We start from the raw sequence: 14,683 nt of genomic DNA, 5'->3' as shown, positions 1-14,683 counted from the left end.
GGCATGAGTCCGGCGCAGGAAAATGCGCTAAGGGCCGTAGCGCGTAAATGCAGGAGCGAAATCATCAGCGCCATACATGGCAGGCCTAAATCAGAGCACGACCGCATCACCACCTCCATCCTCGATAAATATACACAGCAGATCAGCGCCCTACCGACAGGAAGATTCAGGGCAAAATCCTGGCTTTCTTACTACGTGATGCTGATAGGTAAAGAGCAGCGATGTTGATCATGACAGTAAAAAAGGCGACACATACACGGGCCAGACTCTCACCAATCTGGCCTTTTTATTTGCTTCGCGCTGGCGCTGTGCTGGCAGCATAAGGAGTAGATATGGAAACCTATGCCCTATCTATGGATGAGGCCTGCGCGTTCCTCGGAATTTCTCGCCCCACCTGCCAGCAGTGGATACGCAGCGGCAGGCTCATGGCAACGCGCAAAGACCCGTCCAAACCAAAATCGCCTTACCTTCTCACCCGTCAGGCATGTATTGCCGCTCTCAACAATCCGATGCACACTGTCGCCGTGAGCGCGGCAGATGCACATGAGGAGAATAAATCATGTCGATCTTCCGCAGAGGTTCCGTCTGGTACGGGAGTTACACGACGCCGGGCGGGAAGCGCATTAAAGAGTCTCTTGGCACAGAGGACAGAAAGCAGGCTCAGGAGCTCCACGACCGCAGAAAGGCTGAGTTATGGCGAATAGAGCGGCTGGGTGATTTCCCCGATGTTACATTCGAAGAAGCATGCCTGCGCTGGCTGGAAGAAAAGGCGCACAAAAAATCACTCGATGCTGATAAGGGCCGGATCGGATTCTGGCTCATGCATTTTGAGGGTGTGCTGCTGAAGGATATAACCGAGGCAAAGATTTACGCCGCGGTCAGCAGGATGACCAACCGCAAGGCAAAAGAGCGATGGGAGCAACGCGCCGTATCGATGGCGAAGAAGGGGCTGGATATCGGCGAGTACAAACCGGCCGCCGTTTCCACCTCTACAAAAGCGAAGCACCTGGCATTAATGAAGGCGCTGATGCGGGCAGCGGAACGTGAGTGGAAGTGGATCGAAAAGTCGCCGGTTATCAAAGTGCCTCAGGAAAGAAATAAGCGGGTGCGGTGGCTCGAACCCGCTGAGGCGAAGCGACTGATTGAAGAGTGCCCTGAACCGCTCAAGTCTACCGTAGAGTTCGCGCTGGCAACAGGATTGCGCCGGTCGAACATCGTTGACCTGACGTGGCAGCAGATTGACCTGCAGAGAAAGGTGGCGTGGATATACCCGGAAGAGAGCAAATCAGGCAGAGCTATTGGCGTAGCACTGAATGAAATGGCGGAAGCTGTTTTGAGGCGGCAGATCGGCCGGCATCACAACTGGGTATTCGTTCACACCGAATCGGTGAAGAGGAATGACGGAACCACTACAGCAAGCGTCAGGAAGATGCGGGTTGATTCAAACACTGCGTGGCGAGCAGCATTGAAACGAGCTGGGATAGAAGATTTCCGGTTCCATGACCTTCGCCATACGTGGGCGAGCTGGTTAATTCAGGCGGGCGTTCCGTTATCGGCACTTCAGGAAATGGGAGGCTGGGAAAGCATCGAAATGGTACAGCGATACGCCCACCTTGCACCTAACCACTTGACCGAGCATGCACGGCAAATTGATGCGATTTTTGGCAGTCGTGTCCCAAATCTGTCCCATGTGGAAAACCTGGCAGCCGGAGGAAGGGGGTAAGTCGTTGAATTTATTTGGCACGCCCTACAGGATTCGAACCTGTGACCTACGGCTTAGAAGGCCGGTGCTCTATCCAGCTGAGCTAAGGGCGCATTGTGAGACGGCTCGAATTATACGGCGGGAACGCACTGAGTCAACGATTTTGCTCGCCGGGCTGCTCTGCTGCTGCACTTATGAACAGTCCGGGCGAATCTCTGCCTGACAGTGGCCGCCGCTTCTGACAAAATAGGCGCCATCCCCCGATTTAACCTAACACAGTGGATTTCCTCTCTGATGGCAGCAAAAATTATTGATGGTAAAACGATTGCGCAGCAGGTGCGTACGGAAGTTGCGGCAACGGTGCAGCAGCGCCTGGCGGCAGGCAAACGTGCCCCCGGGCTGGCGGTCGTGCTGGTGGGTGAGAACCCGGCCTCGCAGATTTACGTGGGCAGCAAGCGCCGCGCCTGTGACGAGGTGGGATTCCTCTCTCACTCTTACGATCTGCCCGCAACCACCAGCGAAGCGGAGCTGCTGGCGCTTATCGATCAGCTGAATGCCGATCGCCGCATCGACGGCATTCTGGTCCAGCTGCCGCTGCCGGCCGGTATCGATAACGTGAAGGTGCTGGAGCGCATTGCGCCAGAAAAAGACGTGGATGGTTTTCATCCTTATAACGTCGGCCGCCTGTGCCAGCGCGCGCCCAAGCTGCGCCCCTGCACGCCGCGCGGTATCGTGACGCTGCTGGAGCGTTACAATATTGACACTCACGGCCTGAATGCCGTGGTGGTGGGTGCCTCAAACATTGTTGGCCGCCCGATGAGCATGGAGCTGCTGCTGGCCGGCTGCACCACCACCGTGACCCACCGCTTTACCAAAAATCTGCGTCACCATATTGAGCATGCGGATCTGCTGGTAGTGGCGGTCGGTAAGCCGGGTTTTATCCCCGGCGACTGGATTAAACCCGGCGCGATTGTGATTGACGTGGGCATTAACCGTCTGGAAAGCGGCAAAGTGGTCGGCGATGTAGACTTCGACAGCGCCGCCGAACGCGCGGCCTGGATTACGCCGGTCCCCGGCGGCGTGGGTCCGATGACCGTGGCGACGCTGATTCAGAATACGCTACAGGCGTGCGAAGCGACCGACGCGGAGGGCGCGTAAAAATGGCTACGTTTTCACTGGGTAAGTTTACGCACGTCGATCTGTGTGATTTGCTGAAGCTGGAGGGTTGGGTCGAGAGCGGCGCACAAGCGAAGCTGGTGATTGCCGAGGGCCAGGTAAAAGTGGATGGTGCGGTGGAAACCCGCAAGCGCTGCAAAATCCACCCGGGTCAAACGGTAGAATTTGCCGGCGAGCGCGTTACCGTTCAGCAGCAGTGATCATCGGGAAGCCCCGGCCGCCGGTGGCACTCCTGTCGCGTCGGGTCGGCGCCCCCTCCTCCCCCCGGCGCTCGTGCGGCGGAGAGGAGGCCTGAGGCCGATAGTTATCATGAGCAGCCGGTAAAAAAAACGCCCCGGCGTATCGCCGGGGCGTCAGATCGGCGGGCGAGAGAGCATTGCCTTACTTGCGACGCCAGCGGGTACCGCCCGCGCCGTCTTCCAGCACAATGCCCATGGCATTCAGCCGATCGCGCGCCACGTCGGCCTGCGCCCAGTCTTTCGCCGCGCGCGCATCGTTACGCATCTTAATTAAGCCTTCAATTTCCGCCACGTCGTCAGCCGCCTCGCCGGCGCCGCCCTGTAAGAAACGTTCCGGATCGCTGGCCAGCAGGCCCAGTACGCCCGCCAGCTGACGCAGACGTGCGGCCAGGCCGTCGGCCGCCGCGGCGTCTTCCGCTTTCACGCGGTTAATCTCACGCGCCAGATCGAACAGCACCGACAGTGCCTCCGGAGTATTGAAATCATCGTCCATCGCCTCGCGAAAGCGCGTGTCGAAAGCGTCACCGCCCTGCACCGCCGCCTGCGCGTCGGTATTACGCAGCGCGGTGTACAGACGCTCCATGCTCGCCCGCGCCTGACGCAGGTTCTCTTCACCGTAGTTCAGCTGGCTGCGGTAGTGCCCGGACATCAGGAAGTAGCGCACCGTCTCCGGGTCAAAGTGCTGCAGCACGTCGCGAACGGTGAAGAAGTTATCGAGAGATTTTGACATCTTTTCCCTATCGACCATCACCATGCCGGAGTGCATCCAGTAGTTGACGTACGGGCCGTCGTGAGCGCAGGTGGACTGGGCGATTTCGTTTTCATGGTGCGGAAACATCAGGTCTGAGCCCCCGCCGTGAATATCAAAATGCTCGCCCAGCTGTTTGCAATTCATTGCCGAGCACTCGATGTGCCAGCCAGGACGTCCGGTGCCCCACGGTGAGGGCCAGCCCGGTTCGTTGGCTTTAGACATTTTCCACAGCACAAAGTCCATTGGATTGCGCTTCACTTCGGCCACCTCTACCCGGGCGCCGGCCTGCAGCTGATCGAGATCCTGACGCGAGAGCTGGCCATAATGGGGATCGCTGTCCACGGCAAACATGACGTCGCCGTTTTTCGCCACGTAGGCGTGATGACGGGCCAGCAGCTTTTCCGTCAGTTCGATGATCTCGGCGATGTGGTGAGTGGCGCGCGGTTCCAGATCCGGCGGCAGAATGTTCAGGGCAGCAAAGTCGCGGTGCATTTCCCCGATCATTCGCTCGGTCAGCTGCTGGATGCTTTCGCCATGTTCATTGGCGCGCTTGATGATTTTGTCATCAATGTCGGTGATGTTACGCACGTAGTTCACCTGATAACCGGCGTAGCGCAGGTAGCGGGACACCACGTCAAAAGCGACAAAGGTGCGGCCATGGCCGATGTGGCAGAGATCATAAACGGTAATACCACACACGTACATGCCCACTCGCCCGGGGTGAATGGGGATAAATGCCTCTTTCTGGCGACTCAGCGTGTTGAAAATCTTAAGCATTGGGATATTCCGTTAATGACGTGTGCGGTATGTCGCGCGTTGCAGGCGCGCGGTAATCTGTTATTTTTCACCCTCGACAACGCCTTTGCAACCTTTAGCACGCTTTTGCCTGGATTTTCTGCATCTGCCCTGCGCGGCGGCGGGGGCGGTAGTGTGACAGGGGCAAATTGTGATATAAGACCTCTTTGCTGAGGCCCCGTCCGCTTGCCGGAGGCGGTCTCAATCATGATTAATCTCGCTTTGCAGGATAATAATATGGTCACTTTCCACACCAATCATGGCGACATCGTCATTAAAACGTTCGATGACAAAGCGCCGGTAACCGTGAAAAATTTCCTCGACTATTGCCGCGAAGGTTTTTACGACAACACCATTTTCCACCGCGTGATCAACGGCTTTATGGTTCAGGGCGGCGGCTTTGAGCCGGGCATGAAGCAAAAGCAGACCAAAGGCGAAATTCAGAACGAAGCCAATAACGGCCTGAAAAACACCCGCGGCACGCTGGCGATGGCCCGTACCCAGGCACCCCACTCTGCCACCGCGCAGTTCTTCATCAACGTGGTCGATAATGATTTCCTGAACTTCAGCAGCGAAAGCCTGCAGGGCTGGGGCTACTGCGTATTTGCTGAAGTCACGGAAGGCATGGACGTGGTTGATAAGATCAAAGCCGTCGCCACCGGCCGCAGCGGTATGCATCAGGACGTACCGAAAGAAGACGTTGTTGTCACCTCCGTGACCGTCAGCGAGTAAGATGGGCCATACGCTCTTCATTGCAGATTTACATCTCTGCCCGCAGGAACCGGCGATCGTCGCCGGTTTTCTGCATTTCCTGCAGCGTGATGCCGTCCAGGCCGACGCGCTCTATATTCTCGGTGATTTGTTTGAAGCCTGGATTGGCGATGACGATCCCGAACCGCTCCACCGGGAGATAGCGCACGCGCTGCAGCGGCTCAGCGTCGCCGGGGTGCCGGTTTACTTTATCCACGGCAATCGCGATTTTCTGCTGGGGCACGACTACGCCCGCGCCAGCGGCATGTGTCTGCTGCCCGAGCAGCAGGTGCTGGAGCTGCACGGCCAGCGGCTGCTGATTTTGCACGGCGATACCCTCTGCACCGACGATGACGGCTATCAGCGTTTTCGCCGCAGAGTGCATCAGCGCTGGCTGCAAAAACTGTTTCTGGCGCTGCCATTGGCGCTGCGTCAGCGCATTGCCGAACGGCTGCGCGCCGGCAGTAAAGCGGCTAACGGCAGTAAATCCCTGACGATCATGGACGTCAATCCAGACGCGGTCACAGAGACAATGCGCGCGCAGCAGGTGCGGGTGATGATCCACGGCCATACCCACCGTCCGGCGATTCACGCCCTGCAAATCGACGGGGAACCGGCCGAGCGGCTGGTGCTGGGCGCCTGGCATGAAGCCGGCTCAATGATCAAAGTCTCCGCCGCCGGGCGCGAACTGATCGCCTTCCCGTTTTAACCGCCGCGCTTGCCCGTTCAACACGCCTGTTTCCTGCTACGCAACCGTTTTCCTTGCCGCCGCGTCATGCTATTCTCTCAGCCCTCTTCCGCCGCAGCCGTTGGTTAGCTGGGGTGGCGTCAGGTTAAAAACAGGAGTCCGCTTCTCATGTCTTCCACCGCAGCTTGCCGCGTCGCCATCGTTATGGGTTCCAGAAGTGACTGGGCAACCATGCAATTTACCGCTGAAATTCTTACCGAGCTGGACGTGCCCTTCCACGTGGAAGTGGTGTCTGCCCATCGCACCCCCGATAAATTGTTCAGCTTTGCCGACGGCGCGGCCGAAGCGGGTTACCAGGTGATCATTGCCGGTGCCGGCGGCGCAGCGCATCTGCCCGGCATGATTGCTGCGAAAACGCTCGTGCCGGTGCTGGGCGTACCGGTGCAGAGCGCCGCGCTGAGCGGCGTGGACAGCCTGTACTCGATTGTGCAGATGCCCCGCGGGATCCCGGTCGGCACGCTGGCCATCGGGAAAGCCGGGGCCGCCAACGCCGGGCTGCTGGCGGCACAAATTCTCGCCACGCACGACGCGGCGCTGCGCGCCCGCCTGGCCGCCTGGCGCCTGGCGCAGACCGATGAGGTGCTCAATCACCCGGACCCGCGGGAGGCCGTATGAAGCCCGTTTGCGTATTAGGCAACGGCCAGCTTGGCCGCATGCTGCGTCAGGCCGGTGAGCCGTTGGGCATTGCCGTCTGGCCCGTCGGCCTGGATGCGGAGCCGCAGGCGCTGCCTATCGCCCGCAGCGTGATCACCGCCGAAATCGAACGCTGGCCGGAAACGGCGCTGACCCGCGAGCTGGCCAGCCATCCGGCATTTGTTAACCGCGATATTTTTCCCCGCCTGGCCGATCGGCTGACGCAAAAACAGCTGCTGGATGAGCTGGATCTGCCCACCGCGCCCTGGCAGCTGCTGGCCGGCGCCGGGCAGTGGCCCGAGGTGTTTGCCCGCCTCGGCGAGCTGACGATCGTCAAGCGCCGCACCGGCGGCTACGACGGTCGCGGCCAGTGGCGCGTCCGCGTCACCGACCCGCTGACCCTGCCGGATGACTGCTACGGCGAATGCATTGTCGAACAGGGCATCGCCTTTAGCGGCGAAGTCTCGCTGGTTGGCGCGCGCGGCCACGATGGCCGAACGGTATTTTATCCGCTGACCCACAATTTGCATCAGGAGGGCATCCTGCGCACCAGCGTAGCGCTGCCCACGCCACCGGCTGCCCAGCAGGCGCAAGCCGAGGCGATGCTCAGCGCCATCATGCATGCCCTGAACTACGTGGGCGTGATGGCGATGGAGTGTTTTGTGCTGAACGGTGAGCTGCTGATTAACGAGCTGGCGCCGCGGGTGCACAACAGCGGACACTGGACGCAGAACGGCGCCTCCATCAGCCAGTTTGAACTGCATCTGCGGGCGATCCTCGATCTGCCGCTGCCGACGCCGGTGGTCAATCGCCCGGCAGTGATGGTTAACCTGATCGGCACCGCGGTAAATCACGCCTGGCTGGAAGAGCCGCTGGTCAACCTTCACTGGTATGAAAAGGACGTGCGTCCGGGCCGCAAGGTCGGCCACCTGAACCTGTCCGATACCTGTCCGCAACGGTTAACCGCCGCGCTGAATGGCCTGCTGCCGCAGCTGCCGGAAGCCTACGCCAGCGGCATCAGCTGGGCGATTGAGCGGCTGTCTGACGCGCAGTAATCGCCCCACCGGGGCGGGTGTATCCCGCCCCGCGCTTGCGGTCAAAACCCCCGCCACAGCGCTTTACCGCGCAGCAAGCGCAGTCCCAGCCAGCCGCCGCACAGCGACAGCAGCAGCGCGCCGGTCAGCGGTAGCACGCCCCACAGCAGGAAATTTGGCTGCCAGGGAAAATCAAAGACCTTACGCTGCAGCCCCCACAGCGCCGCCTCGGCGCCCAGCGCGGCGGCCGCGCCGGCAATGGCCCCCAGCAGAGCAAACTCCGCCCACAGCGTACGACGCAGCAGCGTTTTTCCCGCGCCCAGCGTACGACAAACCACCAGCTCCTGACGCCGCTGACGCATACCCACCTGTATTTGGGCAAACAGCAGCAGCACACCGCAGAGGGTAACCAGCACCACCATCACTTCCAGTGCCTGACTCACCTGCGCCAGTATCTGGCCTATCTGACGCATGATATGGCCAATATCCAGCAGGCTGAGCGTAGGAAAGCTGCGATTCAGCTGCGCCAGCATCGGGGCGTTCTCCGCGGTGCGGAAACTGGTTAGCCAGCTTTGCGGCTGACCCTCCAGCCCTCCCGGCGGGAAAATAAAGAAAAAGTTCGGCTTCAGGCTCTCCCAGTCCACGCTACGCAGGCTGCTGATGGTGGCGGTAAAAGCCTGAGTATCGCCGCTGAACGTCAGCGTATCGCCGATGTTTACCCCCAGCCGCGTCGCCAGCTGCGCCTCAATGGATACCTCCCCCACCGCCGGCGGCCAGTGTCCGGCCACCAGCGGATTGTGATCGGGCTTCTCCGCCAGCCAGGTGAGGTTCAACTCGCGATTCAGCGCGCCGTCCAGCGTCGGATCGGCCGGCTTCCCTTTCAGTTCGGTCAGCCTCGCGCGCACCACCGGATAGAATGCCTGCGGCTGTACCCGGTGCTGCTGCAGAAACTGCCTCACCTGCGGCACCTGCTGATCGGTGATATTGAGCAGGAAATAGTTTGGGCTGCCCGGCGGCAGCTGCTGCTGCCAGCGATCCAGCAGATCGCCACGCATCACCAGCAGCAGCGCCAGCAGCATAAACGACAGCGAGAAAGCCGCCAGCTGGCTGAAGGTCGTCCACGGCTGACGCAGCAGGCGGTTAATCGCCAGCCGCAGCGGCAGGGCGCGTACCGACAGCCGCCTCAGCAGCAGCAGCGCTCCCCAGCCCACGCCGCCCAGCAGCGCAGTGAGCAGCACTACACCGCCTAACAGCGCCCACAGCAGCGTGCTGCCGCCCACCAGCGCGGCCAGCAGGGCCACCACCACCAGCGCCATCACCGGCAGGTATACTTTCAGCGGCCAGACCCGGGCGTCCACCTCCTCGCGCAATACGCGCAGCGGCTGGGTCGCCAGCAGCAGCCGCCACGGTCGCAGGCCGACCAGCAGAGAGATCACCAGCAGCGCCCCCAGCGCCCACAGCCACGGCCAGCCGCTGGCGGCCGGCAGGGCGCCGGGCAGAACCGGACGCAGCATTTGCAGCAGCAGCGCCTCTACCCCTTTCCCCACCGCGCTGCCGCAGGCAGCCGCCAGCGTTAGCAGGATAAGCCACTGACCGAGAATCAGCCTGCGAAGGCCCGCCCGCGTGGCCCCCAGGGTCTTCAGCACCGCCACCAGGTCGTAGCGGCTGCGGCAGTAGTGGCTCATCGCCACCGCCACTGCCGCAATCGCCAGCATCAGCGTCAGCAGCGCCGACAGCAGTAAAAACTGCTGGGCGCGCTGCAGTGAGCGCCCGAGCGCATCGTCCGAGTTTTCCAGGCTAATCCAGCGCTGATGGGGATCCAACCGCGGGGCGATCCAGCGGTCATAGTGCGCCAGCGCCGGCGGTTCACCGGCAAATTTATAGCGCCAGGTCAGCCGACTCCCCGGCTGGATCGCCCCGGTTTTCTCCACGTCCGCGAGGCTCATCAGCAGGCGCGGTGCGGTCTGAAACGGATTAAATCCGCCGTCCGGCTCCTGCAGGACCGTTCCGGCGACGCGCAGGGTGGTATCGCCAACGTCGAGGACGTCACCGACCTGCAGGTTCAGCAGCGCCATCAGCCGCGGTGCCAGCAGCACCGAACCGGGTGTCGGACGCAGGCCGGGAGGATCGGTGCGCAGCTCGCCGAACATCGGATAGGCGGCATCGACCGCCTTGATAGCGGCCAGCTGCGGCGTATCCTGGGCAAACGTCATGGTCATAAAGGTCAGCTGACGGCCGGTACGCAGCCCATCACGCTGCGCCTGCTCCAGCCACGCTTCGTCGATCGCCCGGCTGCTTTCCAGCGTGCGGTCGCCGGCCATCACGTCGCGTCCCTGCTGGGTCAGCCCCTTTTCCATCCGGTCGCTGACGCTGCCCAGCGCCAGTACGCAAGCCACCGCCAGCGACAGTGACAGCCAGACAATCAGCAGCGACGGCGTGCGCCATTCGCGCCAGAACCAGCGCCAAATCATGCTTCCTCCCACAGTTTGCCGTCGCGCAGCCGCAGCCGCCGGTCGCAGCGTGCCGCCAGCTGCGGATCGTGAGTCACCAGAATCAGCGTGGTGGCAAAGTCCCGGTTGAGAGAAAACAGCAGATCGGCAATTTTATCGCCGGTTTGCCGGTCAAGATTGCCGGTCGGCTCATCAGCGAACAGCACGCCCGGTCGCCCATTGAACGCGCGGGCCAGCGCCACGCGCTGCTGCTCACCGCCCGACAGCTGGGCGGGCAGATGTTGCAGCCGCTGTCCCAGTCCCAGCTGCTCCAGCAGGCGGCGCGCCTGGTCGCGGCTCTGCTTGTCGCTGTCGCCGCGCAGCAGCGACGGTAACTGGACATTTTCCAGCGCATTAAGGGTTGGCACCAGCATAAACGACTGAAAGACAAAGCCGACCTGTTCAGCACGCAGTCGGGCGCGCGCCTCCTCATCCAGCTGATGCAGCGGCTGGCCGCACAGCCAGACCTCGCCGGCGCTTCCGTCATCCAGACCGGCGAGAATGCCAAGCAGCGTAGACTTCCCCGATCCTGACTCGCCAATCAGCGCAAGGGTCTGCGCCGGTTTGACAACCAGCTCAACTCCGGTAAGGATGGAGAGACGATGCTCACCCTGACCGACGGATTTACTCAAATTATGCACTTCAACACTGTTTTCCGCTGGCATTTACCTGTCCTGTTAATTGTGAGTCTGTTAACGCTGCACAGCGCCGCCGCGCGCACCCTGCTGGTACTGGGCGACAGCCTGAGCGCGGGCTATCAGATGTCCGCGCAGCAGGCGTGGCCGGCGCTGCTGGATAAGCAGTGGCAGCCCGCTACCCGGGTAGTGAACGGCAGCATAAGCGGCGATACGGCCGCGCAGGGCCTGGCCCGCCTGCCGGCGCTGCTACAGCAGCACCGCCCCGACTGGGTACTGATCGAGCTGGGGGGGAATGATGGCCTGCGCGGTTTTCCACCGCAGGATATCGCCGCCACGCTCACTAAAACCATCGAAGCCGTCAAAGCCGCCGGCGCCGAGCCGCTGCTGATGCAAATCCGCCTGCCGGCCAACTACGGTCGCCGCTATACCGAAGCGTTCAGCGCCATCTATCCCGAACTGGCCAGCCGCTTTCAGCTGCCGCTGCTGCCCTTTTTTATGGAGCAGGTGTATCTGAAACCGGCGTGGATGCAGCGCGATGGCATTCACCCGACTCCGGACGCGCAGCCGTTTATTACCGAACTGATGGCTAAAAGCTTAGCGCCTATAGTTAAACATGCAGCGTTCGCTGACGAGACGGCAGGCAGGTAAAGATATGCAAAAATGCGTTTTTATTACCGGATGCTCCAGCGGTATTGGCTTGGTCGCGGCGCAGGATCTGCAGCAGCGCGGCTATCGCGTGCTGGCCGGATGCCGTAAGCCAGACGATGTGGCCCGGATGAACGATCAGGGCTATACCGGCGTGCTGTTGGATATGGACGATGCTGACAGCGTCGCCGCCGCCGCCGAACGGGTGCTGACGCTGTGCGATGGACGCCTGTACGGCCTGTTTAATAACGCGGGCTACGGCGTTTACGGCCCGCTGTACAGCCTGAGCCGCGCGCAGCTGGAGGCACAGTTCGCTACCAATCTGTTTGGTCTGCACCAGCTGACTACCCTGCTGCTACCTGCCATGCTGCCCCACGGCGAGGGGCGCATCATCAACACCAGCTCGGTGATGGGGCTGGTCAGCACCCCGGGACGCGGCGCCTATGCCGCCAGCAAATACGCCCTCGAGGCGTGGAGCGATGCCCTGCGCATGGAGCTGCACGGCAGCGGCGTGCGGGTTAGCCTGATCGAGCCCGGCCCGTTGAGCACCGCGTTTACCGCCAACGTCAATCAGACCCGGGCGGACAGGCCGGTTAAGAATCCCGGCATCGCCGCGCGCTTTGAATTACCGGCTACCGCGGTGTTGCCAAAGCTGCGCCACGCGCTGGAAAGCCGCCGTCCGCGACTGCGCTATCCGGTGACGCTGGTGGCCCATGCGCTGACCCTGCTGCGCCGCCTGCTGCCCGCCCGGATGCTGGATCGCCTGCTGCGTGGTAAGGAAACGCCGCCGCCCCCTTGAAAAGACAGGTTCTCGCCCGCACTTGGGTAAGTTAACGACACACCACAAAGAGATTTGCCATGTCACCGAATGCCGCCATTATTGAGGTTAACGAAAGTAATTTGCAGCAGACGCTGGAACAGTCGATGTCCGTTCCGGTGCTGTTCTACTTCTGGTCGAACCGCAGCCAGCACTGCCAGCAGCTGACGCCGGTGCTGGAGAGCCTCGCGCAGCAGTACGCCGGGCAGTTTATCCTGGCCACGCTGGACTGTGATGCCGAACCCATGGTGGCTTCGCAGTTTGGCCTGCGGGCGATCCCCACCGTGTATCTGTTCCAGAATGGTCAGCCGGTGGATGGCTTCCAGGGACCGCAGCCGGAAGAGGCAATCCGCGCCCTGCTGGACAAAGTGCTGCCGCGCGAAGAGGAGCTGAAAGCCCAGCAGGCGATGGCGCTGATGGAGAGCGGCGATATGACCGGCGCACTGCCGCTGCTGAAAGAGGCGTGGATGCTGTGTGAACAGAAAAACAGCGAGATCGCCTGCCTGCTGGCAGAGGTGCAGATCGCGCTGAACCGCAGCGAAGAGGCGGAAAGCGTGCTGAAAAGCGTACCGCTACAGGATCAGGATAGCCGCTATCACGGCCTGCTGGCACAGATTGATCTGCTAAAGCAGGCGGCCGACACCCCCGAGATTCAGCAGCTGCAGCAACAGCTGGCGGACGCACCGGACGATATCGCCCTGGCCAGCAAGCTGGCGCTACAGCTGCATCAGGTAGGACGCAATGAGGAAGCGCTGGAATTGCTGTACGGTCATCTGAAACGTGATCTCAGCGCCGGCGAAGGCCAGGCACGTAAAATGTTTCAGGAGATCCTGACCGCGCTGGGCACCGGCGACGCGCTGGCGGCCAAATATCGCCGCCAGCTCTATTCTCTGCTGTACTGACGGCGACGGCGAGCGGCACACGCCCTCACCGCCGCTCGCCGCGTTTGCTTCAGTTATCCCGATCGGTGATGAAATAGGTCAGATCATAGCTCCGACGTTCCCTGACGCCCTGGCTAACCAGCCCCATCTTTATCGCCTCTTCGGCCTGAAAAAGCGCCCGGCCGCTTTCTGCGGACACAATCTCATCCAGTCTGGCAGCCGGTATGTGCGTGCAATCGGCATAAATCGTGCGGAACATCTCGCTGTAGAGGGCGTTCTCCTCCTGCAACCGTTTGATCCTGTCGGGCTGCAAATAGTTCTCTCCGTTGGTGCTGATTGCCGAAGGGTGGAGAATAAAGCTCGCCTTGGGCAGGGTATAGCGCTGCGGTGAGGCACAGTAAATCAGGGTGGCGGCGGATGCCGTGGTGGCAATGTTAATCATGTTCAGCCGAATCCGGCTGCTGCGCAGCGCCTCGTAGGCAATGTAGCCCGCGTCCATATCTCCGCCTTCGCTGCTGATATAGATATCCACCGCATTCAGGGCCGGCAGATCGGCTTCCAGCTGCGCCAGCACTGACAGCAGCCAGGTGACGGTCTGATTGGTAATTTCACCGGTGAACCAGACGCCCGCCTGGTGAATGTGATCATTGTTTACGCGCTCATTTTTTACAAAGCTGATGTTTGCCTGCGCACTGCCGCACACCAGCAGCGCCGCCACTACGGCCGCTATTACACGCATAGAATTCCTTAGGTTAGGAGACGTTCAGAAAGCACTGCGGGTGCAGCATAGCCAGCCGCCGCCGGCGAAGATATCCCCTCCCGGCCGCGGCGCCGCGTACCCGCGCCGCGCCGGCAGGGAAAGCTCTCAGTGTGACGATAGTGCAGCGGCGCCGGCGACAGCGGTTCGCCGTGCGGGAGGCCGATAAATCCTAATGACCGCCGGCGGTCATTTTTGGGATGATAGGCCTCTGCCGCCGCGGCTCAGATCGTCCATGATTGGACAGCTCGCCTGGTCATTGCCCGGACAGCTGGCGGCCAGCGCCAGCAGCCGGGCGCGCATCGCACTCAGTTCGGCCATCTGTGCCTCAATGTCGGCCACTTTTTGCAGCGTTCGCGCTTTCACGTCGGCGCTGTGGCGCTGTGGATCATTAAACAGCTGCACCATCTCCCGACACTCATCGAGGCTAAATCCCACCTGCCGCGCCTGGCGCAGCAGCGTCAGCTCCTCCAGGTGGTGCTGCGCGTAGCAGCGATAGCCGTTTGCGGCGCGGTTCGGTGGCGTCAGTAGCCCCTTTTCTTCGTAAAAACGGATCGCTTTCTGGCTCAACCCGGTGTGCCGGGCCACATCGCTGATGTTCATGCTCCCCCCACTTGACCCTCCCCTT

General features: G+C 61.4%; 15 protein-coding genes, 1 tRNA gene and 1 pseudogene. 11 read left to right on the top strand and 6 right to left on the bottom strand.

Annotated features, from left to right (window positions below; genetic code table 11):
* Window positions 1–332: 332 nt before the first annotated feature.
* Window positions 333–425 (top strand): annotated as a pseudogene (locus BS626_RS18970) (helix-turn-helix domain-containing protein); the annotation flags it as partial.
* 134 nt (window positions 426–559) lie between these two features.
* Window positions 560–1,723, top strand: coding sequence for a site-specific integrase (locus BS626_RS18725; RefSeq protein ID WP_083615858.1), 1,164 nt, complete (start codon window positions 560–562; stop codon window positions 1,721–1,723).
* 15 nt (window positions 1,724–1,738) lie between these two features.
* Here BS626_RS18725 and BS626_RS00940 read toward each other — a convergent pair.
* Window positions 1,739–1,815 (bottom strand) — tRNA-Arg (locus BS626_RS00940).
* A 181-nt stretch (window positions 1,816–1,996) separates the two neighbouring features.
* Here BS626_RS00940 and folD point away from each other — a divergent pair.
* Window positions 1,997–2,860: a bifunctional methylenetetrahydrofolate dehydrogenase/methenyltetrahydrofolate cyclohydrolase FolD gene (folD, locus tag BS626_RS00935; RefSeq protein ID WP_075180535.1), complete on the top strand. Its 864-nt coding sequence runs from the start codon at window positions 1,997–1,999 to the stop codon at window positions 2,858–2,860.
* A 2-nt stretch (window positions 2,861–2,862) separates the two neighbouring features.
* A complete protein-coding gene (gene ybcJ / locus BS626_RS00930) occupies window positions 2,863–3,078 on the top strand; it encodes a ribosome-associated protein YbcJ (RefSeq protein ID WP_075180534.1) in 216 nt (71 codons plus the stop codon).
* Between the two features lie 181 nt (window positions 3,079–3,259).
* Here ybcJ and cysS read toward each other — a convergent pair whose 3' ends face one another.
* Window positions 3,260–4,645: a cysteine--tRNA ligase gene (cysS, locus tag BS626_RS00925; RefSeq protein ID WP_075180533.1), complete on the bottom strand. Its 1,386-nt coding sequence runs from the start codon at window positions 4,643–4,645 to the stop codon at window positions 3,260–3,262.
* Between the two features lie 255 nt (window positions 4,646–4,900).
* Here cysS and ppiB point away from each other — a divergent pair, with 255 nt between their 5' ends.
* The 4 genes from ppiB (at window position 4,901) to purK (ending at window position 7,849) form a co-directional block, all read left to right on the top strand.
* A complete protein-coding gene (gene ppiB / locus BS626_RS00920) occupies window positions 4,901–5,395 on the top strand; it encodes a peptidylprolyl isomerase B (RefSeq protein ID WP_075181096.1) in 495 nt (164 codons plus the stop codon).
* 1 nt (window position 5,396) lies between these two features.
* Window positions 5,397–6,122: a UDP-2,3-diacylglucosamine diphosphatase gene (gene lpxH / locus BS626_RS00915; protein WP_075180532.1), complete on the top strand. Its 726-nt coding sequence runs from the start codon at window positions 5,397–5,399 to the stop codon at window positions 6,120–6,122.
* A 147-nt stretch (window positions 6,123–6,269) separates the two neighbouring features.
* Window positions 6,270–6,776, top strand: coding sequence for a 5-(carboxyamino)imidazole ribonucleotide mutase (gene purE / locus BS626_RS00910; RefSeq protein WP_075180531.1), 507 nt, complete (start codon window positions 6,270–6,272; stop codon window positions 6,774–6,776).
* Window positions 6,773–7,849 carry a 5-(carboxyamino)imidazole ribonucleotide synthase gene (gene purK / locus BS626_RS00905; RefSeq protein WP_075180530.1) on the top strand — a complete coding sequence of 359 codons (1,077 nt, stop codon included), beginning with the start codon at window positions 6,773–6,775 and terminating at the stop codon, window positions 7,847–7,849. The genes purE and purK overlap by 4 nt, the downstream gene beginning before the upstream one ends.
* A gap of 41 nt (window positions 7,850–7,890) precedes the next feature.
* On the opposite strand, the gene ybbP is transcribed toward purK, so the two are convergent.
* Together ybbP and ybbA are read right to left on the bottom strand one after the other, a co-directional pair.
* On the bottom strand, window positions 7,891–10,299 hold the full coding sequence (gene ybbP / locus BS626_RS00900) for a putative ABC transporter permease subunit YbbP (RefSeq protein WP_075180529.1): 2,409 nt from the start codon (window positions 10,297–10,299) through the stop codon (window positions 7,891–7,893).
* Window positions 10,296–10,982 (bottom strand): putative ABC transporter ATP-binding protein YbbA, encoded by a 687-nt coding sequence (gene ybbA, locus BS626_RS00895; protein WP_075181095.1) that lies wholly within the window; start codon window positions 10,980–10,982, stop codon window positions 10,296–10,298. The genes ybbP and ybbA overlap by 4 nt, the downstream gene beginning before the upstream one ends.
* On the opposite strand from ybbA, the gene tesA reads away from it, so the two are divergent.
* The 3 genes from tesA to BS626_RS00880 are packed head-to-tail and all read left to right on the top strand — an operon-like array spanning window position 10,953 to window position 13,319.
* The gene (gene tesA / locus BS626_RS00890) at window positions 10,953–11,603 is read left to right on the top strand and encodes a multifunctional acyl-CoA thioesterase I/protease I/lysophospholipase L1 (protein WP_139308732.1); all 651 of its coding nucleotides are present in this window, start codon (window positions 10,953–10,955) and stop codon (window positions 11,601–11,603) included. The genes ybbA and tesA overlap by 30 nt on opposite strands.
* Window positions 11,604–11,607: 4 nt before the next feature.
* The gene (locus tag BS626_RS00885) at window positions 11,608–12,399 is read left to right on the top strand and encodes an SDR family oxidoreductase (RefSeq protein ID WP_075180527.1); all 792 of its coding nucleotides are present in this window, start codon (window positions 11,608–11,610) and stop codon (window positions 12,397–12,399) included.
* A gap of 59 nt (window positions 12,400–12,458) precedes the next feature.
* Window positions 12,459–13,319 (top strand): co-chaperone YbbN, encoded by an 861-nt coding sequence (locus tag BS626_RS00880; protein WP_075180526.1) that lies wholly within the window; start codon window positions 12,459–12,461, stop codon window positions 13,317–13,319.
* Window positions 13,320–13,368: 49 nt separating this feature from the next.
* On the opposite strand, the gene BS626_RS00875 is transcribed toward BS626_RS00880, so the two are convergent.
* Both BS626_RS00875 and cueR read right to left on the bottom strand, forming a co-directional pair.
* Complete coding sequence (locus BS626_RS00875) at window positions 13,369–14,037, bottom strand: ATP-dependent Clp protease proteolytic subunit (RefSeq protein WP_075180525.1); 669 nt, start codon at window positions 14,035–14,037, stop codon at window positions 13,369–13,371.
* Window positions 14,038–14,244: 207 nt separating this feature from the next.
* Window positions 14,245–14,658: a Cu(I)-responsive transcriptional regulator gene (cueR, locus tag BS626_RS00870; protein WP_075180524.1), complete on the bottom strand. Its 414-nt coding sequence runs from the start codon at window positions 14,656–14,658 to the stop codon at window positions 14,245–14,247.
* Window positions 14,659–14,683 lie beyond the last annotated feature (25 nt).

The sequence above is a fragment of the Pantoea sp. 1.19 genome, from assembly GCF_001922585.1.
Taxonomy (GTDB): Bacteria; Pseudomonadota; Gammaproteobacteria; order Enterobacterales; family Enterobacteriaceae; genus 1-19.
This window is presented reverse-complemented; position numbering and strand designations above follow the sequence as displayed.

Bases quoted from the DNA above. Each gene is read 5' to 3' on its own strand.
- BS626_RS18725 (WP_083615858.1), top strand. From the start codon at position 560: ATGTCGATCTTCCGCAGAGGTTCCGTCTGGTACGGGAGTTACACGACG.
- cueR (WP_075180524.1), bottom strand. From the start codon at position 14,658: ATGAACATCAGCGATGTGGCCCGGCACACCGGGTTGAGCCAGAAAGCG.
- ybbA (WP_075181095.1), bottom strand. From the start codon at position 10,982: ATGCCAGCGGAAAACAGTGTTGAAGTGCATAATTTGAGTAAATCCGTC.
- tesA (WP_139308732.1), top strand. From the start codon at position 10,953: ATGCACTTCAACACTGTTTTCCGCTGGCATTTACCTGTCCTGTTAATT.
- folD (WP_075180535.1), top strand. From the start codon at position 1,997: ATGGCAGCAAAAATTATTGATGGTAAAACGATTGCGCAGCAGGTGCGT.
- ybcJ (WP_075180534.1), top strand. From the start codon at position 2,863: ATGGCTACGTTTTCACTGGGTAAGTTTACGCACGTCGATCTGTGTGAT.
- BS626_RS00875 (WP_075180525.1), bottom strand. From the start codon at position 14,037: ATGCGTGTAATAGCGGCCGTAGTGGCGGCGCTGCTGGTGTGCGGCAGT.
- BS626_RS00885 (WP_075180527.1), top strand. From the start codon at position 11,608: ATGCAAAAATGCGTTTTTATTACCGGATGCTCCAGCGGTATTGGCTTG.
- cysS (WP_075180533.1), bottom strand. From the start codon at position 4,645: ATGCTTAAGATTTTCAACACGCTGAGTCGCCAGAAAGAGGCATTTATC.
- lpxH (WP_075180532.1), top strand. From the start codon at position 5,397: ATGGGCCATACGCTCTTCATTGCAGATTTACATCTCTGCCCGCAGGAA.
- purK (WP_075180530.1), top strand. From the start codon at position 6,773: ATGAAGCCCGTTTGCGTATTAGGCAACGGCCAGCTTGGCCGCATGCTG.
- ppiB (WP_075181096.1), top strand. From the start codon at position 4,901: ATGGTCACTTTCCACACCAATCATGGCGACATCGTCATTAAAACGTTC.
- purE (WP_075180531.1), top strand. From the start codon at position 6,270: ATGTCTTCCACCGCAGCTTGCCGCGTCGCCATCGTTATGGGTTCCAGA.
- ybbP (WP_075180529.1), bottom strand. From the start codon at position 10,299: ATGATTTGGCGCTGGTTCTGGCGCGAATGGCGCACGCCGTCGCTGCTG.
- BS626_RS00880 (WP_075180526.1), top strand. From the start codon at position 12,459: ATGTCACCGAATGCCGCCATTATTGAGGTTAACGAAAGTAATTTGCAG.